At 67.6% G+C, this 25,160-nt stretch carries 24 protein-coding genes; 20 read left to right on the forward strand and 4 right to left on the reverse strand.

Annotated elements, in window-relative coordinates:
• Positions 1 to 20 precede the first annotated feature (20 nt).
• From IFSED24_RS02765 to IFSED24_RS02805, 9 genes are read left to right on the forward strand one after another with little or no spacing between them, the layout of a single operon-like run.
• Complete coding sequence (locus tag IFSED24_RS02765; protein WP_491333696.1) at positions 21 to 1,514, forward strand: leucyl aminopeptidase; 1,494 nt, start codon at positions 21 to 23, stop codon at positions 1,512 to 1,514.
• Entirely contained in the window at positions 1,504 to 2,862 is a 1,359-nt protein-coding gene (locus IFSED24_RS02770) for an MATE family efflux transporter (protein ID WP_491333697.1), read from the forward strand. Before IFSED24_RS02765 ends, IFSED24_RS02770 begins: the two co-directional genes overlap by 11 nt.
• Before the next feature lie 9 nt (positions 2,863 to 2,871).
• The gene (xseA, locus tag IFSED24_RS02775) at positions 2,872 to 4,350 is read left to right on the forward strand and encodes an exodeoxyribonuclease VII large subunit (protein WP_491333698.1); all 1,479 of its coding nucleotides are present in this window, start codon (positions 2,872 to 2,874) and stop codon (positions 4,348 to 4,350) included.
• A complete protein-coding gene (gene xseB / locus IFSED24_RS02780; RefSeq protein WP_491333699.1) occupies positions 4,313 to 4,579 on the forward strand; it encodes an exodeoxyribonuclease VII small subunit in 267 nt (88 codons plus the stop codon). Before xseA ends, xseB begins: the two co-directional genes overlap by 38 nt.
• 1 nt (position 4,580) lies before the next feature.
• A complete protein-coding gene (locus IFSED24_RS02785) occupies positions 4,581 to 5,612 on the forward strand; it encodes an ABC transporter ATP-binding protein (protein ID WP_491333700.1) in 1,032 nt (343 codons plus the stop codon).
• Entirely contained in the window at positions 5,605 to 6,492 is an 888-nt protein-coding gene (locus IFSED24_RS02790; RefSeq protein ID WP_491333701.1) for an ABC transporter permease, read from the forward strand. The genes IFSED24_RS02785 and IFSED24_RS02790 overlap by 8 nt, the downstream gene beginning before the upstream one ends.
• A 3-nt stretch (positions 6,493 to 6,495) precedes the next feature.
• Positions 6,496 to 7,155, forward strand: a complete 660-nt coding sequence (locus tag IFSED24_RS02795; RefSeq protein ID WP_491333702.1) for a hypothetical protein — start codon at positions 6,496 to 6,498, stop codon at positions 7,153 to 7,155.
• The gene (locus tag IFSED24_RS02800; RefSeq protein WP_491333703.1) at positions 7,152 to 8,006 is read left to right on the forward strand and encodes an ABC transporter permease; all 855 of its coding nucleotides are present in this window, start codon (positions 7,152 to 7,154) and stop codon (positions 8,004 to 8,006) included. Before IFSED24_RS02795 ends, IFSED24_RS02800 begins: the two co-directional genes overlap by 4 nt.
• Positions 8,007 to 8,017: 11 nt before the next feature.
• Positions 8,018 to 8,698 (forward strand): hypothetical protein, encoded by a 681-nt coding sequence (locus tag IFSED24_RS02805; protein ID WP_491333704.1) that lies wholly within the window; start codon positions 8,018 to 8,020, stop codon positions 8,696 to 8,698.
• 10 nt (positions 8,699 to 8,708) lie between these two features.
• On the opposite strand, the gene mce is transcribed toward IFSED24_RS02805, so the two are convergent.
• Entirely contained in the window at positions 8,709 to 9,161 is a 453-nt protein-coding gene (mce, locus tag IFSED24_RS02810) for a methylmalonyl-CoA epimerase (protein WP_491333705.1), read from the reverse strand.
• Between the two features lie 151 nt (positions 9,162 to 9,312).
• Between mce and IFSED24_RS02815 the strand changes: the two genes are divergently transcribed.
• The 6 genes from IFSED24_RS02815 (at position 9,313) to IFSED24_RS02840 (ending at position 15,332) form a co-directional block, all read left to right on the forward strand.
• Positions 9,313 to 10,428: an aminopeptidase gene (locus tag IFSED24_RS02815; RefSeq protein ID WP_491333706.1), complete on the forward strand. Its 1,116-nt coding sequence runs from the start codon at positions 9,313 to 9,315 to the stop codon at positions 10,426 to 10,428.
• A gap of 10 nt (positions 10,429 to 10,438) precedes the next feature.
• On the forward strand, positions 10,439 to 11,113 hold the full coding sequence (locus IFSED24_RS02820) for a hypothetical protein (protein WP_491333707.1): 675 nt from the start codon (positions 10,439 to 10,441) through the stop codon (positions 11,111 to 11,113).
• 199 nt (positions 11,114 to 11,312) lie between these two features.
• Positions 11,313 to 12,863: an acyl-CoA carboxylase subunit beta gene (locus IFSED24_RS02825; RefSeq protein WP_491333708.1), complete on the forward strand. Its 1,551-nt coding sequence runs from the start codon at positions 11,313 to 11,315 to the stop codon at positions 12,861 to 12,863.
• A gap of 12 nt (positions 12,864 to 12,875) precedes the next feature.
• Positions 12,876 to 13,769: an OadG family protein gene (locus tag IFSED24_RS02830; RefSeq protein WP_491333709.1), complete on the forward strand. Its 894-nt coding sequence runs from the start codon at positions 12,876 to 12,878 to the stop codon at positions 13,767 to 13,769.
• 18 nt (positions 13,770 to 13,787) lie between these two features.
• Positions 13,788 to 14,189, forward strand: a complete 402-nt coding sequence (locus IFSED24_RS02835; protein ID WP_491333710.1) for a biotin/lipoyl-containing protein — start codon at positions 13,788 to 13,790, stop codon at positions 14,187 to 14,189.
• Between the two features lie 12 nt (positions 14,190 to 14,201).
• The gene (locus tag IFSED24_RS02840) at positions 14,202 to 15,332 is read left to right on the forward strand and encodes a sodium ion-translocating decarboxylase subunit beta (RefSeq protein WP_491333711.1); all 1,131 of its coding nucleotides are present in this window, start codon (positions 14,202 to 14,204) and stop codon (positions 15,330 to 15,332) included.
• 15 nt (positions 15,333 to 15,347) lie between these two features.
• On the opposite strand, the gene IFSED24_RS02845 is transcribed toward IFSED24_RS02840, so the two are convergent.
• Complete coding sequence (locus IFSED24_RS02845) at positions 15,348 to 16,742, reverse strand: response regulator (protein WP_491333712.1); 1,395 nt, start codon at positions 16,740 to 16,742, stop codon at positions 15,348 to 15,350.
• A 173-nt stretch (positions 16,743 to 16,915) separates the two neighbouring features.
• Here IFSED24_RS02845 and IFSED24_RS02850 point away from each other — a divergent pair, with 173 nt between their 5' ends.
• The 4 genes from IFSED24_RS02850 to IFSED24_RS02865 all read left to right on the forward strand — a co-directional run bounded on the left by IFSED24_RS02850 (position 16,916) and on the right by IFSED24_RS02865 (position 20,558).
• Positions 16,916 to 17,698, forward strand: coding sequence for an enoyl-CoA hydratase/isomerase family protein (locus IFSED24_RS02850; protein WP_491333713.1), 783 nt, complete (start codon positions 16,916 to 16,918; stop codon positions 17,696 to 17,698).
• A 140-nt stretch (positions 17,699 to 17,838) separates the two neighbouring features.
• Positions 17,839 to 18,060, forward strand: coding sequence for a 4Fe-4S dicluster domain-containing protein (locus IFSED24_RS02855; RefSeq protein ID WP_491333714.1), 222 nt, complete (start codon positions 17,839 to 17,841; stop codon positions 18,058 to 18,060).
• 18 nt (positions 18,061 to 18,078) lie between these two features.
• Positions 18,079 to 19,140: a 3-methyl-2-oxobutanoate dehydrogenase subunit VorB gene (locus IFSED24_RS02860; RefSeq protein ID WP_491333715.1), complete on the forward strand. Its 1,062-nt coding sequence runs from the start codon at positions 18,079 to 18,081 to the stop codon at positions 19,138 to 19,140.
• Entirely contained in the window at positions 19,140 to 20,558 is a 1,419-nt protein-coding gene (locus tag IFSED24_RS02865) for a 2-oxoacid:acceptor oxidoreductase family protein (RefSeq protein WP_491333716.1), read from the forward strand. Before IFSED24_RS02860 ends, IFSED24_RS02865 begins: the two co-directional genes overlap by 1 nt.
• A 78-nt stretch (positions 20,559 to 20,636) precedes the next feature.
• Here the strand turns inward: IFSED24_RS02865 and IFSED24_RS02870 are convergent, their stop codons facing one another.
• On the reverse strand, positions 20,637 to 22,109 hold the full coding sequence (locus IFSED24_RS02870; protein ID WP_491333717.1) for an MFS transporter: 1,473 nt from the start codon (positions 22,107 to 22,109) through the stop codon (positions 20,637 to 20,639).
• A gap of 93 nt (positions 22,110 to 22,202) precedes the next feature.
• On the reverse strand, positions 22,203 to 23,618 hold the full coding sequence (locus tag IFSED24_RS02875; protein ID WP_491333718.1) for an alginate export family protein: 1,416 nt from the start codon (positions 23,616 to 23,618) through the stop codon (positions 22,203 to 22,205).
• 162 nt (positions 23,619 to 23,780) lie between these two features.
• On the opposite strand from IFSED24_RS02875, the gene IFSED24_RS02880 reads away from it, so the two are divergent.
• Positions 23,781 to 25,151 (forward strand): sigma-54-dependent transcriptional regulator, encoded by a 1,371-nt coding sequence (locus tag IFSED24_RS02880; protein WP_491333719.1) that lies wholly within the window; start codon positions 23,781 to 23,783, stop codon positions 25,149 to 25,151.
• Positions 25,152 to 25,160 lie beyond the last annotated feature (9 nt).

Consider the following 25,160-nt stretch of genomic DNA (forward strand, 5'->3'; position numbering starts at 1 on the left):
GAATTTTCCGAGGAGAAGACATGCGCTGGACCGTGAGTACGGGAGAGATGGCCTCGCTGGCCGCAGACCTGCTGGTGCTGCCCGTGCCGGCAGCCAAGGAGGGCCCGGACCTGACCGGAGTGCTGGCGGTGGCCGGCGGCCACGGTGATCTGGAACGGATCATCAAGCGCAGCGGCTTCACGGCTGCAGCAGGCACAACGTTGCCGCTCTACTGCGGTGGTCTGAAGGCCGGCTGGGTCTTGCTGGTGGGACTGGGCCCGGTTGCGTCGCTCTCGTTGGAAGGCGTGCGCAAGGCGGCGGCGACCGCTGCTCGCCAGGCGCGCAGCATGGCTGCCGGCACCGTGCTGGCCATGCCGACCCTGATCGGCGCCTTCGACCCCGAATGCGTGGCGCGATGCTGGGTCGAGGGCGTCGCCATGGGGCTGGCGCCCGCCGGACCCGCCGATGCCAAGCAGAACAGCAGCAAGGGTCCCAAGGTCTGGAAGCTCCTGCCAGGCCAGGCCGAGGAAGCGGCGGCGCTCCGTCGCGGACTCGCCCAGGGCGAGGTGGCCGCCATGGGTTGCCTGGAGGCCCGGCGCCTGGTGAACCTGCCGCCCAACCAGCTCACGCCCGCGCTGCTGGCGACCGAGGCTCGCAAGTTGGCCCGACGCCACGGCCTGAAATGCACGATCCTGGCCCCGCCGCAGCTTAAGAAGCTGGGCATGGGCGGCCTGCTCGGCGTGGGGCAGGGGAGCCGCAATGGTCCCCGGCTGATCTGCCTCGAATCGGCCACGGCCAAGCGCGACTGGCCCACCGTGGCCCTGGTGGGCAAGGGCGTGACCTTCGACACCGGGGGCATCAGCCTGAAGCCCGGTGCGAAGATGGACGTCATGAAGTGCGACATGGCCGGCGCCGCCGCGGTGCTCGGTGCGGCCGCCATCATCGCCGCGCGGCAACTGCCGGTGCGGCTGCTGGCAGTGGCACCGTCGGCCGAGAACATGCCCGGCGGCAACGCCATCAAACCGGCCGACGTGCTGGCCATGGCCAGCGGCAAGACCGTGGAGGTCCTGAACACCGATGCGGAGGGTCGCCTGATCCTGGCCGACGCCCTGCACTGGGTCAGCGCGCGCAAACCGGATTACATCATCGACATCGCCACCCTGACCGGCGCCTGCGCCGTCGCCCTGGGTCACGAATTCGCCGGCGTCATGGGCACCAGCGGCGAGTTGATGGAGGTGCTCGAGCAGGCCGGCGGCGAGACTGGCGAGCGTGTCTGGCCCTTGCCGCTGATCGACGCCCATCGCGAGGCGCTCAAATCCAAGGTGGCCGACCTCAAGAACCTGGGCGCGCGCGAGGGTGGCGCCTTGACCGCCGCCGCCTTCCTCTCGCATTTCGTGCCCGAGGAGATCGCCTGGGCTCATGTCGATATGGCCGGCCCGGCCTGGAACGACAAGAATGGGCCGCTGGGCTCGCCGGGCGGCACCGGATTCGGAGCCAGGCTCCTGGCCCGGACGGTGGAGATCCTTGTCGGCTGAACGCCTCGGTGACCTGTCCCGGAGTCGCTTGCTGGGCCACGTGGCCTCGCTGGCGGCTCCGGTCGTGGTCGCCAACCTCGCCCAGACCTTCATGGGGCTCATCGACACGATCATGGTCAGCCGACTGGGCACGGCCGCCATCGCCGCCGTCGGTGTGGCCACGTTGCTGTTCTCGGCGCTGGCCATGGCGCTCAAGTCCCTCGATGTGGCGGTGCAGACGTTTTGCGCCCGACGCGCCGGCGCCGGCCGGCCGACCGAGGTCGGGCCGGTCCTGGGCACAGGCCTCGTGATGGTGATCGTCGCCGGGGCGGTGGTGCTGGTGCCAGGCTTGCTCTGGCCCGACCTGGGACTGCGCCTGATCAGCCGCGACAGCGAGGTGATCCAGCTCGGAAGCCAGTACTATGCGCTGCGCCTGGCTGGCCTGCTGCCCTTCCTGGCCTTCTTCCAGATCCGTGCCTGCTGTGACGGTCTCGGCCGCACCAGGATCGGACTGGTCGTGGGCGTGGTCATGAATCTGGTCAACGTGACCCTGAACTGGGGGCTGATCTTCGGGCATCTGGGCATGCCGGCCCTGGGAGTGCGGGGGGCGGCGCTGGCCAGTTCGCTCGCCAGCCTGACGGGGGCGGTGCTCATCCTCCTGGTCGTGCTGCGCCCTGGCTTGCGGCGTCGTCACGGCCTGTTCGGGCGCGGTTCGCTGCGGCGGGAGCTGGTCTGGCCACTGCTGCGCCTGGGCTGGCCGCCAGCGGTGCAGGCTTTCGGACTGATCGGCGGTATCGTGGTCTTCTATGCGATCCTCGCCCAGATCTCCACGGTGGCCATGGCGGCCGGCAACATCGTCATGCGCACCGCCTCGCTGGCGATCATGCCCGTCATCGGGGTGGGCGTGGCGGTGCAGACCCTGGTCAGCCAGAGCCTCGGTGCTCGCGATGCCCGTGGCGCCTGGCGGAGCGGTCTGGCCGGGGTCCTGGTGGGCAGCGGCCTGATGGCGGCGGTGGGGTTGCCGTTCCTGCTGGTTCCCGAGGTGCTGCTCGGCGTCTTCGCGCCCGATCCTGCCGTGCTGGCGGCCGGCCGCCAGATCCTGCGCCTGACCGCGCTGGGACAGGTCCTCGCCGCCGTGGGCTTGACCTTCGCCGGAGTGCTGCGCGGCGCCGGCGACACCAGGCGGGTGATGCTGGTGGATGTGGCCACCAGCGCCGGCTTCATGCTGCCGGCGGCCTGGCTGCTGGGCGTCGTGCTCGGTGGTGGCCTCCTGGGGACCTGGTGGGCTCTGGCTGCCTGGTTCGGCCTGCACGCCGTGATCATGACGATCCTGTTCCTCGACCGACGCTGGCTCTCCATCCGCCTCTAGGAGGTGAACGTGACCGGAACCGCAATGGAACAGCGCCGTATCCTGAGCATCCGGCAGCTCAACGAGACGATCCAGACCGCGCTGGGGGCCGCGTTCCCCGAACCGGTGTGGGTCCGGGGCGAGGTCCAGCGGCTGCCCCATGATGCCGCCAGCCGCAAGCATGTGTACTTCGAACTTCACGACGGCCAGGGGCAGGGGACGGCGCGTTACCAGATCCCGGTGTCCCTCATGGGCTGGGATCGCGACCGCTTCGGCCTGGGCCGCTTCCTCGACGGGTCGGACCCTTCGTTCCGGCTCCAGGACAAGCTCGAGGTCTGTCTGCTCTGCCGGGTGGACTTCTATCCGCCCTTCGGCAAGCTCGGACTGAAGGTGGTGGGGATCGACCCCGAGTTCTCGCTGGGCCAACTCGAGGCGCGTCGCCGGCAGGTGCTGGCCTGGCTGCGCCAGGAGGGCCTGCTCGAGGCCAACCGGCTCGTACCCCTGGCGGACCTGCCGCTGCGGGTGGGCCTGATCACCAGCCGGGGCAGCGCCGCCGAGAAGGATTTCCGCACCGGTCTGGAAGCCAGCGGCTACCGCTTCACCGTGACCCTCGCCGACTGCCGCATGCAGGGCGAGCAGACCACGCCCCAGGTGATCGCGGCGCTGGCCCACCTGGCGCGTCAGGATCTCGACGTCATCGTCCTGACCCGCGGTGGCGGCTCGCGCGCCGATCTGAGCTGGTTCGATCAGCAGGATCTCTGCGCCGCGGTGGCCCGCTGCCGCAAGCCAGTCATCACCGCCATCGGCCACGAGATCGACACCAGTCTCGCGGACCTCTGCGCGCACACGAGTTGCAAGACGCCCACGGCGGCCGCGGCGTTACTGGCCGACCGCATCGACGATCAGGCCGAGCGGCTGGAGGACGCCGCCCGGACGCTGGCGCTGCTCGTCACCAACAAGCTCCGCTCCTCGCAGGAGCGGTTGCGCGTGCTCGGCGCCGGTCTCGAGGTCCGCACCGGACGCGCCGTGGCGGGACAGGCCCGTCGGCTCCAGGCCGCGGCGGGCCGCCTGGAGGGGGGGGTGCGCCAGCGCACGGCGGCGGCGCGTCAACAGACCGACTATCTTGCCCGTCGACTGGCTCGCGAGGCTGTCCGGGCCACTGCGCCGGCCGGAAGGCGGTTGACTGCGGTCGCCGAGGCGCTCCCGGTGCCGGCAACGGCCAGGCTGCGTGAGGACGGGACCCGACTCGATCTGCTGGCCGAGAAGGTGCGTCTGCTCGATCCGCTGCGCCTGCTCGAACGCGGCTTCAGCCTGACTCGCGACGCCGAGGGACGCTTGATCACCCGGGCTACCGAGACCAGGATTGGCCAGCCGTTGTGGACCCGTTTCGTCGACGGGGAGATCATCAGCACCGTGACCAGAATGGGCGGCGGCAATCCGCGTCGCCGGACCAAGAAGGGAGGCCGAGGTGGTGGAGAAGAAGACTCCGGTCAGCAAGCTCTCTTTTAGCGAGGCGGTGGCCGAGGTGGAGGACATCGTGGCGCGGCTCGAGGGCGAGCAGACCGATGTGGACGAGCTCGCGGGCGAGGTGAAGCGGGCGGTGGAACTGATCACGGCCTGCCGCGCGCGTCTCGAGAAGACCGATGGCGAGGTACGCGAACTGGTGGCCCAGCTCACGCCGCCGACAGCGGCCGAGCCTCCACGCGCACCGGAGCCGGATCAGGACGCGCCCTTCTGACATGGCGACGCTGATCCAGGTCGAGGGCCTGACCAAGGACTACCAGCTGACCCAACGACGCGAGGGTGTCCTCGGCGGCGTTGTCGATCTCGTGCGCCCGCGCAAGCGAACCCTGCGCGCGGTGGACGACGTCTCGTTCTCCATCGACCAGGGCGAGATGGTGGGTTACATCGGCGCCAACGGCGCGGGCAAGAGCACCACCATCAAGATGCTCACGGGGATCCTGACCCCCACCGGCGGCGAGGTCCGCGTGGGCGGGCTGGTCCCCTACCGGCAGCGGCAGAGCTACACGCGGCACATCGGCGTGGTCTTCGGCCAGCGGACCCAGCTCTGGTGGGACCTGGCGGTGCAGGAGAGCTTCCGCCTCCTGCAGCGGATCTACGAGGTGCCCGAGGACCGCTACCGCAAGCAGATGGCGTTCTTCGACGACCTGCTCGGCCTCGGCGAGTTCCTTTCCCAGCCGGTCCGCAAGCTCAGCCTGGGCCAACGCATGCGTTGCGACCTGGCGGCGGCGCTCCTGCACGAACCACGCGTGCTCTTCCTCGACGAGCCCACCATCGGCCTCGACGTGGTGGCCAAGGAGAACGTGCGCGAGTTCCTGCGCACCGCCCGCGACCACCTGCAGGTCACCGTGATCCTGACCACCCACGACCTCGGCGACATCGAACAGCTCTGTCGCCGGATCATCATCATCGACCACGGCAAGGTCCTCTACGACGGCCAGCTCGAGGATCTACGCCGCGGTCCGGGCCACCGCCTGCGGCTCTGCCTGGACCTGGCCGAGCCGGTGACCACGGCGCAGCTGGCCGCCGCCACCGGCGAGCTGCCGGTGACCTGGGACGACGTCCAGCCCGGACACCGCCACTGCGCGCTCTTTTCCCGCGCCGAGACCTCCGCGGCCGCCATCCTCTCGCGCGTGCTCGCCGTGCACCGCCTGCGCGACATGGTTCTCACCGAGCCGCAGATCGAGGACGTGGTGCGGCGCATCTATCGCGAGGGCCTCACCCCGCTGCCGGAGGTGGATGGTGGATGATCGCGCCGGCACGGTCGTCGCACCGCTGGTGGTGGGGTTGGCGCCCTGGCGTCGCGACCGCATGGCGACCTTCCGCCTCTACCTGGGGTTCGTGCGCCTGGCCTTCCTCAAGTTCCTGGCCTACCGCCTGCGCTACTACACCGGCGTCGTCAGCTACACCATCTTCGTGGCGGGCAACGCCTACCTCTATCGCGCGCTCTATGCGAGCCGCCCGGAAATCGGCGGGACCGTGGAGATCGGCGGCTTCAGCCTGCCCGAGATGATCACCTACATCGCGGTGGCCTGGATCGGGCGCAGCTTCACCTTCAACAACATCGACCGCACCCTCTCGCACCAGATCCAGCAGGGCGAGATCGCCATGCAGCTCATCAAGCCCTTCCACGTCCAGACCGTCATGATGTTCGAGGCGGTGGGCGAGGCGGCCTTCCGGCTGCTCATGTTCACCGTTCCCATCATGGTGGTCGTGGTGCCGCTCTTCGACATCCTCGCCCCGCCGGATCCGGCGCTCTACGGCTGGACCCTGCTGAGCTTCGTGCTCGCGCTGGTGATCGGTAGCCAGCTCAACTGGCTCACCGGCTGCCTGGCCTTCTACCTCAAGAACATCACCGGAGTGGTCCGGGCCAAGCACATCAGCATGGACTTCCTCTCGGGCGTGCTCGTGCCGTTCAGCTTCTTCCCCGGCTGGGTGCAGACCGTGGTGGCCTGGCTCCCCTTCCAGGGGCTCAGCTACGTGCCGGTGACCATCTATCTCGGCAAGCGAACCGGCCCCGACCTCGCCAGCGCGCTGCTGGTCCAGGCGTGCTGGGCGCTCGGGCTCTACCTGGTCGGGCGCTGGCTCTTCGCCAGGGCGGTGCGCCAGGTCACCGCGCAGGGAGGTTGAGCCATGGTGCGTGCCATGATGGCGCTCGCGCTGATGCTGGTCGCCACCGGCGGTTGCCGTCGCTCCGCTGGACCGGTTGATACGTCTTATGCCCAGTGGCGTCCGCTCCTGGCCGCCGAACTGACCCGGGCAGGGATCGATCGGCCGGATGATCTCTACAAGTTCCTCTTCCAGGGGGTCATGGGCCCAGCGCATGCGGTGAGCGACGTGGCGCACGCCCGGCAGTGGCTCACCGGCGAGTGGGCCGAGGCCCGTGGCCTGCCTGCCGCCTCGCGACCGCCACTGCTCTTGCCGCTGCGGCCCGATGGCGAACTGGTGCGCATCGACCTGGTCCGCCTGCGCGCCCTGCTGGCGGCCAGCGGTCCGGCGACCGAGGCGGCGGCTCTCGACACCCTGGCCATGGCCTTCACCAGGACCGCCCGCCGCTGGCCCAAGGATCAAGAGCTGCTGGCGGAGCTCTGGCAGCGGGCAGTGGCCGACACGGCACTCTGGCGGGGACGGATCGCCGCCAGCGACCTGCAGCATTTCCAGCGCGAGCTCGGGACCGGCTGGCCTGCCGTCCATCATAGCGAGAGCTACCGGCGACGCCACGCTCCGCACTACCGCGTGGTCGAGGCCAGCCTGCTGCCTGCGGCCTGGCGGGTAGCGGAGGCGGCGCCATGAAGCCGACCGACCAGACCGTGACCCTCGCCACCGGCCCCCACCGGACCCGCGCCGCCCGCGCCGCGCGCCAGGGCACCATCGTGGCGGCCTACTTCGCCCAGTTCCTGAAGTCGCGGCTGGTCTACCGCGTGGATTTCCTGGTCGACCTGGCGGCCAACCTCTTCGCCATCGGCGTCCAGCTCGCCACCCTGGCCGTGCTCTTCGACAAGGTCCAGGAACTCAAGGGGTGGAGCTTCGACCAGGTCCTGTTCATCTACGGTTTCAGCCTGTTGCCGCTGGGCCTGTTCAACCTGGTGAGCATCAACATCTACCGGTTCTCCGAGCGTTACATCGCCGAGGGCAATCTGGACCGGGTGCTCCTGCGACCGATCAATCCGCTGGCCCAGATCCTCTTCGAATCGTTCAACATCTCGGGTCTGAACGAGATGATCATGGGGACGGTGATCATGGTCACCGCCGCCCTGCGGCTGCAGCTGACGCTCACGCCGCTCGACTTCGCGGTCCTGCTGCTGCTGGTCCCCTCGGCCGCCACGGTCTACATCGCCGTCTTCCTCGGCCTCACCGCGGTCTCGTTCTGGTTCGAGGACCGCATGGGCCTGGCTCCGCCGGTCTACAACGTGATCCGTTTCGCACGCTACCCCTTGACCATCTATGGCCGTGGGGTGCAAGCTTTCCTGACCTTCGTGCTCCCCTTCGCCTGGGTGGCCTACATGCCCGCCACCTGGTTCGTGGGTGGAGCGGACATCAAGCGCTGGGCGCTCTTGACCCCGCTGGTGGCGGTGCTGGTCGCCGCGCTGGCCCACTCGGTGTGGCAGGCAGGCTTGAAGCGCTACGCCAGCACCGGCAGCTGAGAGGTGTGATCATGCGGACGAGGATCCTGGGCGTGGCCCTGCTGGCGACCCTGCTGCTCACCAGCGGGTCGGCCACCGCCACCGTCTTCTGCGGCGGCAATGGCCTGGTCAAGCTGTCGTTCACCGCCGGCCCCGAATTGCAGCCCGTCGCCGAGGTGGAGGCCGCTGCGGACGGGGTGACCTCGGTGCAGGTGTGGGCGGTGCTCGACGAGCTGGTCCCGGTGGAGGGTCCCCTGGGAGCCTTCCTGGCGCTGGGTGGTTTCGAACTCGGGCTGCTGGTCCAGGGTGCCGACGCCACCGTGGTCGACAAGATCATCGACATGCCCTTCCGTGATTTCGCCGAGAGCAAGGCGCGGTGCCGGGTGGGCACCGTGCCGGGGGAGCCCTTCGTGGACGGACGCCTGGTGCTCTGCCACTGGACGGTGCTGCTGAAGGGCGAGGTCCGGAACGTTCGCTTCTCCCTCGATCCCGAGGGGATGCCTACGTGCGACGGGATCGAGGATTGCGCCGGTTCCGGGGCGTCCGCGGTCTATGTGGGGTCCATCGATGCCGGGCAGGAGAACCACCTCTTCGCCGCCGGGCAGGTGCCGGCGTACCTCAATCCCGACGGCACGCCCGACATCCTGGCCGAGCCGTGCTACGTGGATTTCCGCGAGGTCGGCATCTACACCGAGCGCAAGCTCCGCAAGTAGTCGCGTGGGCCTAGTGGCCGGGGTCGTGGCAGATCTCCATGAGCACGCCACCCGAACTCTTGGGGTGCAGGAAGACGATCTGCTTGCCACCGGCGCCGGTGCGCGGCGTCTCGTCCAGCAGCCGCAGGCCGGCGTCGCGGCACCGCTGCATCACGGTCTCGATGTCGTCGGCGGCGAAGGCGATGTGGTGCAGGCCCGGCCCCTTCTTGGCGATGAACCGTGCGATGTTGCAGTCCTCGCTCATGGGAGCGAGCAGCTCGACGTGTCCCACGGCGCCGGTGCGGTCGAGCTTGAGCATGGCCACCTTGACCTGCTCGCTGGGCACTTCCTCGAGGCGCTCGAGCTCGAGGCCCAGGAGGTCGCGGTAGAGCACGAGGGCCTCGTCGAGGTCGTTGACGGCGATGCCGATGTGATCGACGAAGCCGGCAGTGCCGGCAGGCAGCTCGGGGACGATGTGGGTCATGGCGATCCTCCGCGGGTTGGCGCTCTGGTTCGCGGGAAAGTAAGGCCGCGGTGGGGGCTGCGGCAAGCCGAGCTTGCTCTGATTTCGGGTCATGTCTTATCATCGCGGATCGAATCGACCGCCGCCCTCGATCCCTCGTGAGGAGGACCGCATGGATCCCCGCAACCGCAGGCTCGCCGAACAGCTCATCAGCTACAGCGTCAAGTTGCAACCAGGAGAGAAGATCTACCTCGAGATCAAGGGCCTGCACGCCCTGGAACTGGGCAAGGCGCTGGTCCGGGCAGCCACCGAGGCCGGCGGCGTACCCTTCTGGTACTACAACGACGAGGAGATCAGCAGCCAGTTCATCCGCCATGCGGGCCAGGAGCAGTTCCAGGCCTGGGGCCGTTTCCACCGGCCGATCATGGAGTCGGTCGACGCTTACATCGGCGTCCGCGGCTCCACCAACCCCTTCGACCTGGCCAGCGTCGACGCCGAGCGGATGAAGTGGCACGACCAGGCCTACTGGGACGAGGTCCACATCCCGGTGCGGTTGAAGAAGAAGTGGTGCGTGCTCCGCTATCCCAATCCCGCCATGGCCCAGCTCGCCGAGCGTCCCACCGAGGATTTCGCCGATTTCTACTTCGACGTCTGCTGCCTCGATTACGCGAAGATGAGCCGCGCCATGGACCCGCTGGCCGAACTCCTCGAGAAGACCGACCAGGTCCACATCACCGGTCCGGGCACCGACCTCCGCTTCAGCATCAAGGGCCTGCCCGCGGTGAAGTGCGACGGCGGCCGTAACATTCCCGACGGCGAGGTCTACACCGCACCGGTGAAGGACAGCATGAACGGCGTGATCACCTACAACGCCGCCACCATGCGTGCGGGGATCAAGTTCGAGAACGTCCGCTTCGAGGTTCAGGACGGCAAGATCGTGGGCGCCACCTGCGACGGCGACGACGAGAAGCTCAACGAAGCCCTCGACGTGGACAAGGGGGCGCGCTACTTCGGCGAGTTCGCCCTGGGCGTGAACCCCTACATCACCAAGCCCATGCTCGATACCCTGTTCGACGAGAAGATCGGCGGCAGCTTCCACCTGACGCCGGGCAACGCCTACGAGGCGGCCTTCAACGGCAACAAGTCGGCGTTGCACTGGGATATCGTCAGCATCCAGACCCCCGAATGGGGCGGTGGCGAGATCCACTTCGACGGCAACCTGATCCGCAAGGACGGCCTGTTCGTCCTGCCCGAGCTCGAGGGCCTGAACCCCGACAACCTGAAGTAGGAGCGACATCATGACGAGGGGGATGATGGTGGGGCTGGCCCTGGCGCTGGCGGTGACGGCTGCCGCCCAGGATGGAGAGGAATCGCCGCGCTGGGCGGTGGGCTGGCTGGGCCTCGATCAGGCGCCCACGGCCCGGATCCGGCTGGGCGACTGGCAGATCGGGTTGGCGGCGCGTCCCGACGACGATCTGGACTACGTCGAATCCTGGGAGCAGGACTACGGGCAGGCCTTCCCGGACTCGATTCGCGATGTACCCCAGGATGACAAGCGTGAGTCGGGCTGGGTCCGCCTGGACGTGGCCCGGCCCGTGGCGACCTGGGACCAGGTGACGCTGCCCGTGCTCCTGGCGTTCAGCTATGCCTGGAGCGACCAGCAGTGGCGCCAGCGCAGCTGGTACGAACCGGATCAGGGCTGGTCCACGTACGTTCGCAAGATCTACACCAACACCTATTCCCTCACGCTGGCGCTGCGCCCGACCTGGCGGATCCGCAGCTGGGTGGCGCTGGAGTGCGAATTCGGGGTCCGGTACGGCTGGTACAATTACGATCAGGAGACCGAGCGGATCAATCCCAACCAGGAATCCGCGAGCAGGGCCTGGTCGCGCAGCCACGGTCATTCCTTCGTCCGTTACGGTCCGAGCAGCAACTCTAGCTTCGGTATGTTCAACCTGGTCTTCTGGTTCTGAGCCGGCGTCGGCAGAAAGAGATCCAAGCCACTCACGAACCGCTGGCCAGCGCTCCTGGGCGCCGTTACCCTCTCTGATGGGTCGCGGTGTCCTCGTTATTTCCGTGCCGGCGTGATTACTGATTTGACAAAGCTTCAACAGGACACCATATCCTGCCAATCACTCACGCGCCCCATGGCCATTGCGGAGGGAATACCTCATGGCTTCGGAGAAGATCGAAAAGCTCCTGAAGGAAAAGGACCGCCTGTACAAGGGCGGGGGCGAGAAGCGTATCGCCAAGCAGCACGAGAAGGGCAAGCTGACCGCCCGCGAACGGCTGGCCCTCATGTTCGATGGCGATACCTTCCAGGAGATGCACCTTTTCATCAAGCACCGGTGCACCCACTTCGGGCTGCAAGGCAAGGAATTCCCCGGCGAGGGCGTGGTCACGGGCTACGGCCTGGTGGACGGTCGGCCGGTCTATGCGGCCAGCCAGGACTTCACCGTGGCCGGTGGCGCGGTGGGCGAGGCCACGGCCAACAAGATCTGCGAAATCCAGGACCAGGCGCTCAAGACGGGTGATCCGTTCATCTTCATCAACGATTCTGGTGGGGCCAGGATTCAGGAAGGTGTCGATTCCCTGGCGGGTTACGGGCACATCTTCCATAAGAACATCATGCTCTCCGGGGTGGTCCCACAGATCTGCATCATCGCCGGACCGTGTGCTGGCGGGGCCGTGTACTCGCCCGCGCTCACCGATTTCGTGATCCAGGTGCAGGGCATCGGGCAGATGTTCATCACCGGCCCCAAGGTCATCGAGCAGGTGACCGGCGAGAAGGTCACGGCCGAGGAACTCGGCGGCGCCATGAGCCACGCCCGCTACAGCGGCGTCACCCACTTCGTGGTTCAGACCGAGGAGGAGGCGTTTCAGCTCTGCCACCGGCTGCTGAGCTTCCTGCCCAGCAACAACACCGATGACCCGCCGTTCATCGGCGAACTGCACGACGACATGGTCGGTCCCAATGCCATGCTCAACACCATCGTGCCCGAGAATCCCCGCGAAGCCTACGACATGCACCAGGTGATCCAGGGCGTGGTCGACCGGGCCGATTTCCTCGAGGTGCAGCGCGATTTCGCACCCAACCTCCTCATCGGATTCGGACGCATCGAGGGTTCCACGGTGGGGGTGATCGCCAACAACCCCATGTTCAAGGCGGGCGTGCTCGACATCGACAGCAGCTGCAAGGGCGCGCGCTTCATCCGGTTCTGCAACGCTTTCAATATCCCGCTCTTGACCTTCGTGGACGTGCCGGGCTTCCTGCCGGGTGTGCAGCAGGAGTACGGTGGTATCATCCGCCACGGCGCCAAGATGCTCTTCGCTTATGGCGCGGCCACGGTGCCCAAGATCACCGTGGTGACGCGCAAGGCCTACGGTGGCGCCTACCTCGCCATGTGCGGCAAGAGCATGGGCGCCGACCGCGTGGCGGCCTGGCCCAGCGGCGAGATCGCCGTGATGGGCGCCGAGGGCGCGGTCAACGTCCTGCACCGCCAGGAGATCGAGGAAGCCGAAAACCCGGCCGAGAAACGCCAGGAGTTGATCAAGGACTACACCGAGACCTTCGCCAATCCCTACGTGGCGGCCGGTCGCGGCATGATCGACGACATCATCGAGCCGGCCGAAACGCGGCTCTACGTGGCGCAGGCCCTCGAGGTGCTCAAGGCCAAGCGGGAGATGCGCCCGCAGAAGAAGCACGGGCTCATTCCCCTGTAGCGAGGACGAGGCATGGTTCGCAGGTTCCACAGCTCGGTCATCACCGCCATCCTGGCGGCGCTGTTCCTGGTGACGGTCGTCCCGCAGCTCGCCGCGGCCCAGGCGAACACCGCGACCCCGCCTGACGTCCTGCGTACCGGCATCCAGGGCACCATGGTGGAGTTGACGGCGCTGGGCAAGCAGGCGGGGCGTCGTTTCGCGCCGCTGCGACGTGGGGCACCCGCGGACACCACGAGCTGGGACGCCATGGACGGGCTGTACGAGGCGCTCGCAGCGGTGGCCGCCAAGGCGACGGAGCTGCGAGTGCAGGCCGACCGTCTCCAGGCCGTGCCGGATTTCCAGCCGGCGGTTCGCAGCGGCGTGCTCCGGCAGCGACGTGCCGACACCGACAGCCTGGTCGCGGTGGCGCAGGAGCTGGTTGCCCGCAGCTGGCGCGAGGGACTGCCCCCGGACCCGGAAGAGGCGCGGCTGGTCGTGGGCCGCCGGGCCCTGCTGGCCAAGCAGCTGGGCGACCGCCTGGTGGCCACGGCCAGCGATCTGGCCTACGGCCTGGGCGTGACCGAGGGCGTGGGGCCCCAGTCGCTCACCCTCTCGGTGGTCGGCATCCTCGTGGTGTTCTTCGTCCTGTTCCTGATCTCCATGGTCGTCGGCGGCATCCGGAAGCTCGATGACGGCTGGAAGGTCCAGGAGAAGCAGCAGGCCGTGGACGCCCTTAGCAAAGAGCCCACCATCGACGATACCACCGTGGTGCTCATCGCCGCGGCCTGCGCCACGGTGATCACGGGACGGCACCGGGTCCGCAAGATCCGGCGTCTGCTATCGCCCAAGACCAAGCGCACGCCCTGGTCGGCCCAGGGACGCCTGATTCTTCAGGGGTCCCATGCTGTCGGCCGCAAGCAGAACTGATCTCAACGGGAGAGCATGATGAAGCTGAAGATCACCGTCCACGGCGTCGCCTACGAGGTGGATGTCGAGGTGCTGGACGCCGAGCACGATTTCCTGCAGGCCAGCCCGCTGCCGGCCATGGCGCCGCCGGCAGGCGCCGCTCCCATGGCCGCGCCAGCTTCGGCGCCCGCGCCCCGTCCCGCCGGCCCGGCTCGCACAGGTGGCGGCGAAGGCGGCGTGATCAGCCCCATCGCCGGCACCGTGCTCGAGATCAAGTGCAAGGCCGGCGACGAGGTGAAGAACGGGCAGGAACTCCTGGTGATCGAGGCCATGAAGATGGAAACCGCCATCTCCGCGCCCCGCGACGGCAAGGTCAAGGCTGTCCCCGTGGCTGCCGGCGACAGCGTGCGTGAGAACGAGCTGCTCGTCGAGTTCGAGTAGGGGACCATCACCATGGAAGCATTTCTGGACTTTCTCCAGGTCGGCATCGTCGGCAACTTCTCCTGGGGCAACATGGCCATGCTCGCGGTGGGTTGCGTGTTCATCTACCTGGGCATCGCCAAGGACTACGAGCCGCTGCTGCTGGTCCCCATCGGGTTCGGGATGCTGGTCGGCAACATCCCGCTGTCGCCCGGCATGAACATCGGCATCTACGAGCAGGGCAGCGTCCTGAACATCCTCTACAACGGCGTGACCCAGGGCTGGTACCCCTCGCTCATCTTCCTGGGCATCGGGGCCATGACCGACTTCTCGTGCATGCTCTCGAATCCACGCCTGATCCTGCTGGGCGCGGCGGCGCAGGCGGGGATCTTCCTGACCTTCCTCGGCTCGCTGGCCCTGGGCTTCCCCATCAAGGAAGCCGCCGCCATCGGCATCATCGGCGGCGCCGATGGCCCCACGGCCATCTTCCTCTCGAGCCAGCTGGCCCCGCACCTGCTGGGGGCCATCGCCGTGGCGGCCTACAGCTACATGGCCCTGGTGCCGGTGATCCAGCCCCCGATCATCAAGCTCCTCACATCGCGTCGCGAGCGGCTGATCCGCATGAAGCCCTCGCGGCCGGTGAGCAAGCGGGTGCGCATCCTCTTTCCGGTCATCGCCTTCGTGCTCTGCGCGAGCATCGCGCCGGGCGCCATCTCGCTGCTGGGCTTCCTGTTCTTCGGCAACCTGTTGAAGGAGAGCGGGGTCACCGAACGCCTGGCCAAGACCGCCCGCAGCGCCATGATCGACATCGTGACGATCCTGCTCGGGCTGTGCGTGGGGACCAGTACCGATGCCAGTCGGTTCCTCACCTCCGAATCGGTGCTGATCTTCGTCCTCGGCGCACTCAGCTTCGGCGTGGCCACGGCCAGCGGCGTGCTCTTCGCCAAGCTGATGAACGTGTTCGCCAAGGAGAAGATCAATCCGATCATCGGCGCGGCCGGGGTCTCGGCGGTGCCCGATTCGGCCCGCGTCTGCCAGATGGTGGGCGCCAAGGAGGATCCGCAGAACTTCCTGATCATGCATGCCATGGCGCCGAACGTGGCGGGGGTGATCGGGTCGGCGGTGGCGGCGGGCGTGTTCCTGTCGACCTTCGTGCTGAAGTGACGCGGGCGGGGTCGGTCAGGCTTTCCCTTCCTGGGCGCGGACATCGCCGGCGAGCGCCTTCTTGACCAGGTCCAGCAGGGCCGTCGGGGTGAAGGGCTTGGCGATGGCCCCGCTGATCTGCAGGCGCGCCACCTCCTCCTGACGGATGCCTTCGGGATGGCCCGACATGAGGATCACCGGCATCCGCGGTCGGTAGCGCCGGACCTCGGCGACCACTTCCCCGCCATCGAGCCCGCGCATGAACTGGTCGGTCAGGAGCAGGTCGAAGGCGCCAGGGTCCTCGGCGAACGCCGAGACGGCCGAGGCGCCATCGTCGTGCACGGTGACGCGGAATCCGGCCCGCACCAGGCAGGAACGGACGGTCTCGGCGACCATGTTGTCATCCTCCACGAGCAGGATGTGGGCACGGTCGGGTACCGCGCGGGGGGACTCGCTCAGCACGGCCACGGCCGGTGCTTCGTAGGCGCCGCCGTCGGCGCCGCTGCCTGAGGATTCCACGATCTCCAGATGGGGCGGCTGCTGCTCGGCCGCAGGGATCGACTGGATGCCCCGGGCGATGATGGGGAAGTACAGGTCGAACCGGGTTCCGTGGCCAGGCAGGCTGCTGGGGATGGTCACGCCCTCGTTGGCGGCCAGGAGGCGCGAGACCATGGTCAGGCCGAGTCCGGCGCCGCGGCGGGGCGAGCGGGCGCTGAAGTAAGGCTCGAAGATGTGCTTGAGCGTGGCGTCGTCCATGCCCCGGCCGTTGTCCGCCACGGTCAGCTGGACGTAAACTCCCGGCTCGAGGCTGCGTGGGACGGCCTGGCGGGGGGTATGGATCTCGATGGGCTTCATGGTGATGGCGATGCGGCCGTGGCGCCGGTACATGGCGTGGTACGCGTTGCTGCAGAGGCTCATGAGGACCTGCTGGACCTGGGTGGTGCTGGCCAGCACCGAGCCGCAGGCGGGATCGAGGTCGGTCTCGATCGTCACGGTATCCGGCAGGATGTCGCGCAGCAGCTTGACGGTGGAGCGCACCACCGGTTGCAGGCGGGTGGGGCTGCGGTCCTGGTCGGACTCGCTCTGGTAGCTGTCGACCTCGCGGCTCAGCTCGGCCGCGGCCTCGCCGGCCTGGATGACCTGGCCCAGGCTGCTCCAGGCGGATGAGCCGGGCGGCATGTCCTCGCGGGCCAGACGCGCCTGCCCCAGGACCACGGCCAGCAGGTTGTTCAAGTTGTGCATGATGCTGCCGCTGAGGATGCCGAGCGCTTCCATGCGCTGGGCGCGCTGGAGCTGCTTGTGGAGCGAGGCGCTCTCACCCTGGTCATCGTGATGACGGCGTCGGCGGAGCCGGGTGAAGGCCAGCCCCAAGGCCAGCCCGACGACCAGCCCCGTCCCACCATACACGATGATGTTGCCCAGCGTGCTCATGGAGGTGGTATCACTCCCGCTCGGGACATGGTTCCGGACATTCCATTCCACGAAAAGGATAACATGAATCAAGCTGCAAGCCCAGCAACGGGCTGCCGTTCGGCGATCATGGAGCTAACCTGTCTCCGGGACGTACGTTATCCTTCCCTCAATCAACCAGGAGAGTATCGGTCATGTCCACAACAAGCTTGGTTCTGCAGCGCGAGGGCGCGGTGGCCACGGTGATGATCGACCGCCCGAAACGGCTCAATGCCCTGGATATCGCCACCATCGGCGAGCTTGATCGGGCGTTCGCCGATCTCCAGTTCGATGAAGACATCAGGGCGGTGGTGCTCTGCGGCGCGGGCGAGAAAGCCTTCGTGGCGGGGGCGGACATCTCCGAGCTGGCGGCTCTCGACCCCGCCGGAGCGGAACGATATGCGGCCCGCGGTCACGGCCTGATGTGGCGTCTGGAGAATCTGGGCAAGCCGGTGATCGCAGCAATCGGCGGTTTCGCCCTGGGTGGCGGGCTGGAACTGGCGCTGGCCTGCACCATCCGCTGGGCTGCCGCTGGCGCCCGCCTCGGCCTGCCCGAGACCGGTCTGGGCCTCATCCCGGGCTTCGGCGGCACCCAGCGGTTGCCGCGCCTGGTGGGACGGGGCCGCGCGCTGGAGATGATCCTCGGCGGCGAGCCCATCACCACCGAGCAGGCGCTGGCCTGGGGGCTCGTCACGCGGGTCCTGCCGCGGGAGGAACTGTTGCCCGAGGCGCAGGCGCTGGCCGCCCGCCTGGCCGCCCGTCCGGCCCCGGCTCTCCGCGCCGCCCTGAAGGCCGTGACCGAGGGTGCGAACATGACCCCGGATGCCTCGGTTCGCCTGGAGGCGGCGCTCTTCGGCGTGGCGCTGGCCAGCGCCGACGCGGCCGAAGGTTGCCAGGCCTTCCTGCAGAAGCGAGATCCCGAATTCAAGCACTGCTGAGTGTGGTGAATGCCAGCCAACTGCAGGAAGCGGGCCGTTCTCCAGGGGACGGCCCAACTTTCTTTTTCCAGTGGACCAGTCCGTTGACTATGTTACGGGCACAGCAAACATCGACCCTTCTGCACAACGAGGTGATGCCCATGACCACAGAGCTGAAACCGTTCATGGAAGTCGACTCCGAGCTGTGTAAGGGCTGCCAGCTGTGCCTCGATGTCTGTCCCAAGGGCGTCATCGCCATCAGCGACAAGCTCAACAGTTCCAGCTATCACCCGGCTTACTACATCGGCGAAGGCTGCACCGGTTGCGGTCTCTGCTTCTACGCGTGCCCCGAGCCGGGCGCCATCCGGGTCGTCAAACCTTAAGGACTGGGGGTTTACTCCATGGCCAGACAGTTCATGAAGGGCAACGACGCGATCATCCTGGGGGCCCTGGCGGCCGGTTGCCGCGCCTACTACGGCTACCCCATCACGCCCGCCAGCGAGATCGCCCACGCCGCCGCCACTCATTTTCCCGCCCTCGGTGGCGTCTTCATCCAGGCCGAGAGCGAGATCGCGGCCATCAACATGGTCTACGGCACCGCCGGCATGGGCATCCGCACCATGACCGCGTCGTCGTCGCCCGGTTTCAGCCTCAAGCAGGAGGGCCTCAGCTACATCGCCGGTGCTGAGCTGCCCTGCGTGGCGGTCAACATCGTGCGTGGTGGCCCCGGACTGGGCAACATCGCTCCCGAGCAGGCCGACTACTTCCAGATCACCAAGGGCGGCGGCCACGGCAACTATCGCCTCATCGCTCTGGCGCCCAACAGCGCCCAGGAGATGTGCGATCTGACCCGGCTGGCCTTCGATCTGGCCGACAAGTACCGCAACCCCGCCTGCATCATGGCCGACGGCATCACCGGGCAGATGATGGAGGTTGTGGAGATCCCCGATCCAGCACCCGTGCCCTTCGACCACACCGAGTGGGCCGTACGCGGCGACGCCGCGACCCGGGCGAACCTGGTCAGCTCGATCTTCCTGGAGCCCGAAGAGCTCGAGGAGCACAACTTCAAGCTCGACCGCAAGTACCAGGAGATCGCCAAGAACGAGGTACGCTTCGAGGAGTATCGTACGGACGACGCCGAGCTGCTGGTGGTGGCCTACGGCGTGGTCAGCCGCCTGGTCTACTCGACCATCGACCAGGCCCGCGAGGAAGGCCTGAAGGTGGGGCTGTTGCGCCCGATCACCGTCTGGCCGTTCCCCTCCGCGGCCATCGCCGCCCACGCCCAGCGCGTCAAGCACGTGCTGGCCATCGAGCTGTCCACCGGTCAGATGGTGGAGGACGTGCGCCTGGCGGTGGAGGGCCGGTGCCCGGTGCACTTCTACGGCCGTGCCGGCGGTATGGTGCCCGGCGGCAAGGAGATCATGGAGCAGTACCGGAAGATCATGGCGGGAGGTGAGAACTGATGGCCAAGGTATACGAGAAGCCTGCCAGTCTCTACAGCGAGTTCGATCGCAAGACCGCCGGCAGCAAGAAGTCGACACACTACTGCCCGGGCTGCGGCCACGGCAACGTGCACAAGATGATCGCCGAGGCGCTCGAGGACCTGGAGGTGGCCGAGCGGGCCGTCTTCGTCAGTCCCGTGGGCTGCTCGGTCTTTGGCTACTACTACTTCAACAGCGGCAACTTCCAGTCGGCGCACGGACGGGCGCCCGCCGTGGCCACCGCGGTCAAGCGCACCAACCCGAACAGCATCGTGATCAGCTACCAGGGCGACGGCGACCTGGCCGCCATCGGCACCGCCGAGACCATCCACGCGGCCAACCGCGGCGAGAACATCACGGTGTTCTTCATCAACAACGCCATCTACGGCATGACCGGCGGCCAGATGGCTCCGACCACCATGATCGGCCAGCGCTCCACCACCACACCGCTCGGCCGCACCGAGGTCGACCACGGCAACCCGATCCGCGTGTGCGAGATGCTCGCCACCCTGCCGGCACCCACGTTCATCACGCGGGTCGGCCTGGGCAACAGCAAGCAGATCATGCAGACGCGCAAGGCCATCCGCAAGGCGCTGCAGATCCAGAAGGAAGGCAAGGGCTACAGCTTCGTCGAGATCCTGGCGCCCTGCCCCACCGGCTGGAAGATGGATCCTCCCGATGCCCGCGAGCACCTGGTCAAGACCATGGAGGAGATCTTCCCCCTCGGCGTCTACAAGGACACCAGCGAGGAGGAGGAGGCCGGGTACTGGGATCGCATCAGCGAGCCGTTCGACATCGCCAAGCGGCACGAGTACCTGCAGGCCATGCAGACGCCGCTCGAGCTGGACCCCGTCGAGCTGACCACCGACCTCAACTGCAAGTTCGCCGGATTCGGCGGTCAGGGCATCCTGACCCTGGGGCTCTTCCTGGCCCAGGTCGGCATGAAGGCCGGCCACCAGGTGAGCTGGTTCCCGGCCTACGGTCCGGAGATGCGCGGCGGCACTGCCAACTGCTCGGTGAACGTATGCAAGAACCGGATCGGCGCGCCCACCGTCGAGCATCCCAACGTGCTGGTGGCCATGAACCAGCCCTCGCTGGAGATGTTCGAGCACGACGTGGTCGACGGCGGCTGGATCTTCGTGGACAGCGGGATCTGCACCTCGACGCCCGACCAGGAGCGCCTGAAGGTGACCATGATCCCGGCGGCCGAGATCGCCGACAAGGTGGGCACACCCAAGGTGGCCAACGTGGTCATGCTGGGCGCCATCTGCGCGGCCACCGGGATCTTCGACCGAGACTACGTCAAGGACACGCTGAAGGTCGTGATCAAGAAGAAGAGTCTGATCGACATGAACCTGCAGGCCTTCGACGAGGGCTGGGATTTCGTCAAGAACGCCTAGTCCGCTCCGGCGCCCCAGAGCAACGGCCCCGCCTCTTCCGCAGGCGGGGCCGTTGTCATGTCCGGTGCTGGCGCCGCCTCAGTCCAGGTCGGCAGCAGACTGCCGCGCATCGATCCGCCGCGTCACCTGTCCGAAGACGATGAGCGCGAGGGCCGAGAACAGCGCGATGCCCACGAAGACGAACCACAGGTAGTGGGCGTGGGCATAGGCCGCCGGCATGGGGCCATCGCCGGCCAGCGCGGCCAACCGCTGGGCCTGCTCGGCGGCGGTGAGGGTCTTGGGATCGGGGCAGAAGTTCTCGAGCAGCACGCCCGAGAGGAAGAAGCCCAGGATCGCCGAGATGAACGAGTGCAGGTGGCTGAAGCCCAGGTACAGCCCCTCCTCGCCCTTGGGGGCTTGGAGCGAGAAGTACTCGAGGAAGCGCGGCGAGATGAAGCTCTCGGCCAGGCCCTGGAAGGCGATGCCCACGATCATCATGAACGCCACGGGGTGCATGCCCAGGATCGGTGCGCCGAACATGTTGCCCGACGCCATGCACAGCGCCGAGACCGGCATGATGAACATGCCGAAGGTCATGGAGAACAGCGCGGTCCGCCGGCGCAGCAGCTGGGTCACCCAGCCCACGGTGAGCACCACCACGGCGGGATTGACGTTGGCGTACCACGACGGCGAGGCGCCCTCGCCCACCATGCGCAGGATGTACTTGGGCATGGAGGCGTAGAGCTGGTGCTGGACCATCCAGAAGCCGGTGATGATCAGGATCAGGGTGATCAGGCGTGCACGGGTGAGCACGGCGACGAGCGCTTGGACGATCTCGCCGAGGTCCTTGACCTTCCCCTCGTGCCGTGCGCTCCGGTAGAAGACGAGGACCAGGATGAACGCCATCAGGGTCATGGCGGCGGCGAAGAGATTCAGGACGATGTAGCCCTCGTTGCCCAGCGAATCTCGCAGCGGCTTGACGATGGTCTTGCCCGAGAATGCGCCGATGTTGACCATGGCGTAGAAGACCGAGTAGCCGCGGGCGCGGTTGGCCTCGGTGGTCTCGCGCGCCACCGTGCCGGTGATCACCGACTTGATGAACGACCCGCCGACCATGATCACCAGCATCACCGGGATGAACAGCCAGTGGTGCCAGGTGGTGTCCAGTCCGTTGAAGACGACGATGTTGCCCACCGAGTCGGCCAGGTCCGAATCGGGGGCGGCCACCCCGTACTGCACGAGCCCGGCGCTCTCGAAGAGGGTCGGCAGGAGCCACATGCTGGCGTAGCCGATGGTCAAGAGGCCGAACGCCAGCAGGAGCGACGCCCGGAATCCCATCTTGTCGGCGAAGGCGCCGCTGAAGGTGGGCAGGAAGTAGAGGCCGGCGGTGAACGTGCCGCTGATCATGGCGGCCTCGATGTCGGTGAACGCCAGGATGCGGCTGAGGTAGAGGGTGATGGCCACGAACACGCCGTACCAGGCGGCGCGCTCGAGCAGCTCGACCCCGTTGGCGATCCAGAACGCCTTGGAGAAGCGCCAGGACAGGCCGGAAGTCTGGGAAGATTCGGTCATGGGTCGTCCTTCGCTCGGTTAGGGCGCGGGCCATGCCCGCGATGACGCATTCCCCGGAATCTACATCATGCACCGTGAACGTCCAACCACGGGCTAGAACAGGAAGGTCACCTTGGAGCTGACGAAGAGCATGTCCTCGCCGGCAGTGACAAGGTCCTGGTAGGCTGCTGGAGCGTAGGGCGTGACCTCGACCTCGAGGGTCGTGTAGGGGGCGGCTTGCCAGGTGACGATCAGTTCGGGGGTCCAGCCCAGCTCCCTGGTGTCGGCAGGCGGCAGGTACGGCCGGCCCGGCAGGGCATAGCTGCCGTCGCTCGGCTGATCGCGCCAGAACAGGAACACGCCGGCCTGGACGCGGACCGGAGCCGTGGGGCGGACCGCGCCGAGGAGATGCGCCAGGCCCAGGTTCCCGTAGCCGAGATAATGGCCGCCGCCCAGGAAGAACGCGCCGGGCGCGGGGGAGCGGAAGGTGCCGAGAGTGCCGTCGGCGGGGTCATCATCGCCGGTGGTGTAGCCCAGGTCCAGGCCCAGTTCGGGCCGCCAGCCATGTTGCCAGCGCAGGCGGGTCATGGTGCCCAGGCCCAGCGCGCTGATGTTCAGCGACGGCTGGCCGGCCGGCTTGTAGGTGCCCAGCTGATAGGTGGCCTCGAGATCGGTGTAGAAGATGCCCTGCCGATATTCCCAGCGTGCACCGAGCGAGGTGCGGACCTCGGCGGCGCTGGTGGGGACGGGACTCGCGGGGTCGAGGAAATAGGCCTGCGCGGCACGGTCGGTGTTCAAGACGTACAGGTCGGCGCTGTGGCCGCCGCCCAGGGGCTGGGTGTGGTAGAGGCCCAGCAGGCGGAAATCGTCGAGACGCTCGCTGGCGAAGACGCCGTCCTGGCGCCGGACGTCCCAGGTCAGCAGCAAGTCGGTCCGGCGCTTGCCCTTGGCCCAGCGGACCAGACCGCCGTCGTGGCTGCGCTTGAGCGTGGGGCGGCCGCGGAAGCAGACCAGGCGTCCCCAGCCGTAGCTGAGTTCCATGCGTCCCAGACGGAGGTCGAGGCGTGAGCCGTCGTCCAGGTCGTGGCCGAGTTCGAGGAAGAGGGCGTTGAGATAGAGGTCCGCCTCGTCGGCCGGCCGCGGTCCGCCCACACGACCGCTCTCCAGGCCACTGCCTAGCTGACCGTAGACGCGGACATGGCGGCCAATGCGCGTGTCGGCGTGGACGAGGGTGCGCAGCAGCCACGAACCACCGGCGAGCTGGGCGCCGTCGCCCCAGTCCTCGTTCTCGTAGTACTCGTGGAGCAGGCGGACCTCGGCGCCCAGGGTCAGGAAGCGGCCGGGTGCGCCCAGGCCGATGTATTTCAGCGCGTCGAGGGGTTCGGTGCGCAGGGCAGGGTCGGCCAGCGGGGCCCAGTTCTCGGCCTGGCGGATGGGTGCCAGGCGCGGGCGCGGGCCGGCCAGTGCGGCGGTGGCCAGCAGGCCGGTGACCAGCAGGAAAGAGGTCAGGAATCTATTGCGCTGCCACATCTTGGAAACCTCTTCAGGGCGGTGGGCGTTTCGAGGGAAGAGAGGAAGGTAACGCGTCCAGGAGCGCCGTCAACAGGGGATCTGGGCGGAAGGGGTCTTGACACCGCCGGCCGGCACCGACACTCTGTCCTGGCTCGCGATCCCATGGCCGTGGAGGGCTTCATGACCGACCAGAACGCCGACCCCAGACCCGCCGGGCCGCCGGCCCGGGTCCTGGTGGTGGACGACGAACCCGAACTCTGTCGTGCGCTGGACAAGCTGTTGTCCCGCAACGGGTACGAGGTGCTCACCGCCGGCGATGGCGAACAGGCGCTGCAGGCGTTGCGGCAGCACGAGATCCATCTGGTGCTCACCGATCTGATCATGCCGCGCATGGGTGGCCTGGACCTCCTGAAGACCGGCAAGGTGCTCTCGCCCGAGACCGAGTTCGTGGTGATCACGGGGCACGGCACCATCGAGGCGGCCGTGGACGCCATGAAGCTCGGGGCCTACGACTTCGTGGAGAAGCCCTTCACTTCGGCCATCACGCTCAAGACCGTGCGCAAGGCGCTGGAAAAGCAGCAATTGCTCGCCGAGAACCTCGAACTGCGCCGCCAGCTGGAGGAGATCCAGGACCGTCACGACATCATCGGCAACAGCGATGTCATGCGGCAGGCGGTGGAGACGGCGCGGCAGGTCGCGCCCAGCACTGCCACGGTGCTTTTGACCGGGGAGAGCGGGACGGGCAAGGAGGTCTTCGCCGATGCGGTGCACCGCTGGAGCGAGCGGCGGAAGCAGCCGCTGGTGAAGGTCAGCTGCGCGGCCCTGCCCGAGACCCTGCTCGAGGCCGAGCTCTTCGGCTACGAGCCGGGGGCCTTCACGGGCGCGGTAGGCCGGCGCACGGGCCGGTTCGAGATGGCCGACGGCGGCACCCTCTTCCTCGACGAGGTGGGGGAGATGAGCTCGACGACCCAGGTCAAGCTGCTGCGGGTGATCCAGGAGGGGACCTTCGAGCGGCTGGGCAGCAGCGAGACCCGTTCGGCGGATGTCCGCCTGCTGGCTGCCACCAACGCCGATCTCGCCGCCAAGGTGGCGCGAGGAGAATTCCGCGAGGACCTCTTCTACCGGCTGAATGTCATCAACATCGAGCTGCCGCCCCTGCGCCATCGCGGCGAGGACGTGGTGCTGCTGGCCAACTACTTCCTGCAGGTCTACAACCAGAAGAACAACAAGAACCTGGGCGGATTCACGCGCCAGGCGGTGGCCGCGCTCAGCCGCCATTCCTGGCCCGGTAACGTCCGCGAGCTCGAGAACTGCATCGAGCGGTGCGTGGTCATGAGCAAGGGGCCCTTCGTGGATGCCGATGCCCTGCCGCCCACGGTGCTCGCCGGCAAATCACGGTTCGAGCAGGTGGTGATCCCGGTGGGCACGCCCCTGCGCCAGGCCGAGATGCAACTCATCGAGGCCACGCTCCAGAGCACCGACGGCGACAAGGAGACCGCCGCGCGCATCCTGGGGATCACCTCCCGCACCATCTACCGCAAGCTGAAATGACCGGTCCGG

This window comes from Candidatus Latescibacter sp. IFSED24 (assembly GCF_058273205.1).

Coding starts and splice junctions, on each gene's coding strand:
- IFSED24_RS02825 (WP_491333708.1), top strand. CDS start 11,313: ATGGCTTCGGAGAAGATCGAAAAGCTCCTGAAGGAAAAGGACCGCCTG.
- IFSED24_RS02815 (WP_491333706.1), top strand. CDS start 9,313: ATGGATCCCCGCAACCGCAGGCTCGCCGAACAGCTCATCAGCTACAGC.
- IFSED24_RS02860 (WP_491333715.1), top strand. CDS start 18,079: ATGGCCAGACAGTTCATGAAGGGCAACGACGCGATCATCCTGGGGGCC.
- IFSED24_RS02875 (WP_491333718.1), bottom strand. CDS start 23,618: ATGTGGCAGCGCAATAGATTCCTGACCTCTTTCCTGCTGGTCACCGGC.
- IFSED24_RS02845 (WP_491333712.1), bottom strand. CDS start 16,742: ATGAGCACGCTGGGCAACATCATCGTGTATGGTGGGACGGGGCTGGTC.
- IFSED24_RS02830 (WP_491333709.1), top strand. CDS start 12,876: ATGGTTCGCAGGTTCCACAGCTCGGTCATCACCGCCATCCTGGCGGCG.
- IFSED24_RS02865 (WP_491333716.1), top strand. CDS start 19,140: ATGGCCAAGGTATACGAGAAGCCTGCCAGTCTCTACAGCGAGTTCGAT.
- IFSED24_RS02820 (WP_491333707.1), top strand. CDS start 10,439: ATGACGAGGGGGATGATGGTGGGGCTGGCCCTGGCGCTGGCGGTGACG.
- IFSED24_RS02850 (WP_491333713.1), top strand. CDS start 16,916: ATGTCCACAACAAGCTTGGTTCTGCAGCGCGAGGGCGCGGTGGCCACG.
- IFSED24_RS02805 (WP_491333704.1), top strand. CDS start 8,018: ATGCGGACGAGGATCCTGGGCGTGGCCCTGCTGGCGACCCTGCTGCTC.
- IFSED24_RS02855 (WP_491333714.1), top strand. CDS start 17,839: ATGACCACAGAGCTGAAACCGTTCATGGAAGTCGACTCCGAGCTGTGT.
- IFSED24_RS02765 (WP_491333696.1), top strand. CDS start 21: ATGCGCTGGACCGTGAGTACGGGAGAGATGGCCTCGCTGGCCGCAGAC.
- IFSED24_RS02800 (WP_491333703.1), top strand. CDS start 7,152: ATGAAGCCGACCGACCAGACCGTGACCCTCGCCACCGGCCCCCACCGG.
- IFSED24_RS02870 (WP_491333717.1), bottom strand. CDS start 22,109: ATGACCGAATCTTCCCAGACTTCCGGCCTGTCCTGGCGCTTCTCCAAG.
- IFSED24_RS02880 (WP_491333719.1), top strand. CDS start 23,781: ATGACCGACCAGAACGCCGACCCCAGACCCGCCGGGCCGCCGGCCCGG.
- IFSED24_RS02785 (WP_491333700.1), top strand. CDS start 4,581: ATGGCGACGCTGATCCAGGTCGAGGGCCTGACCAAGGACTACCAGCTG.
- mce (WP_491333705.1), bottom strand. CDS start 9,161: ATGACCCACATCGTCCCCGAGCTGCCTGCCGGCACTGCCGGCTTCGTC.
- IFSED24_RS02795 (WP_491333702.1), top strand. CDS start 6,496: ATGGTGCGTGCCATGATGGCGCTCGCGCTGATGCTGGTCGCCACCGGC.
- IFSED24_RS02840 (WP_491333711.1), top strand. CDS start 14,202: ATGGAAGCATTTCTGGACTTTCTCCAGGTCGGCATCGTCGGCAACTTC.
- IFSED24_RS02835 (WP_491333710.1), top strand. CDS start 13,788: ATGAAGCTGAAGATCACCGTCCACGGCGTCGCCTACGAGGTGGATGTC.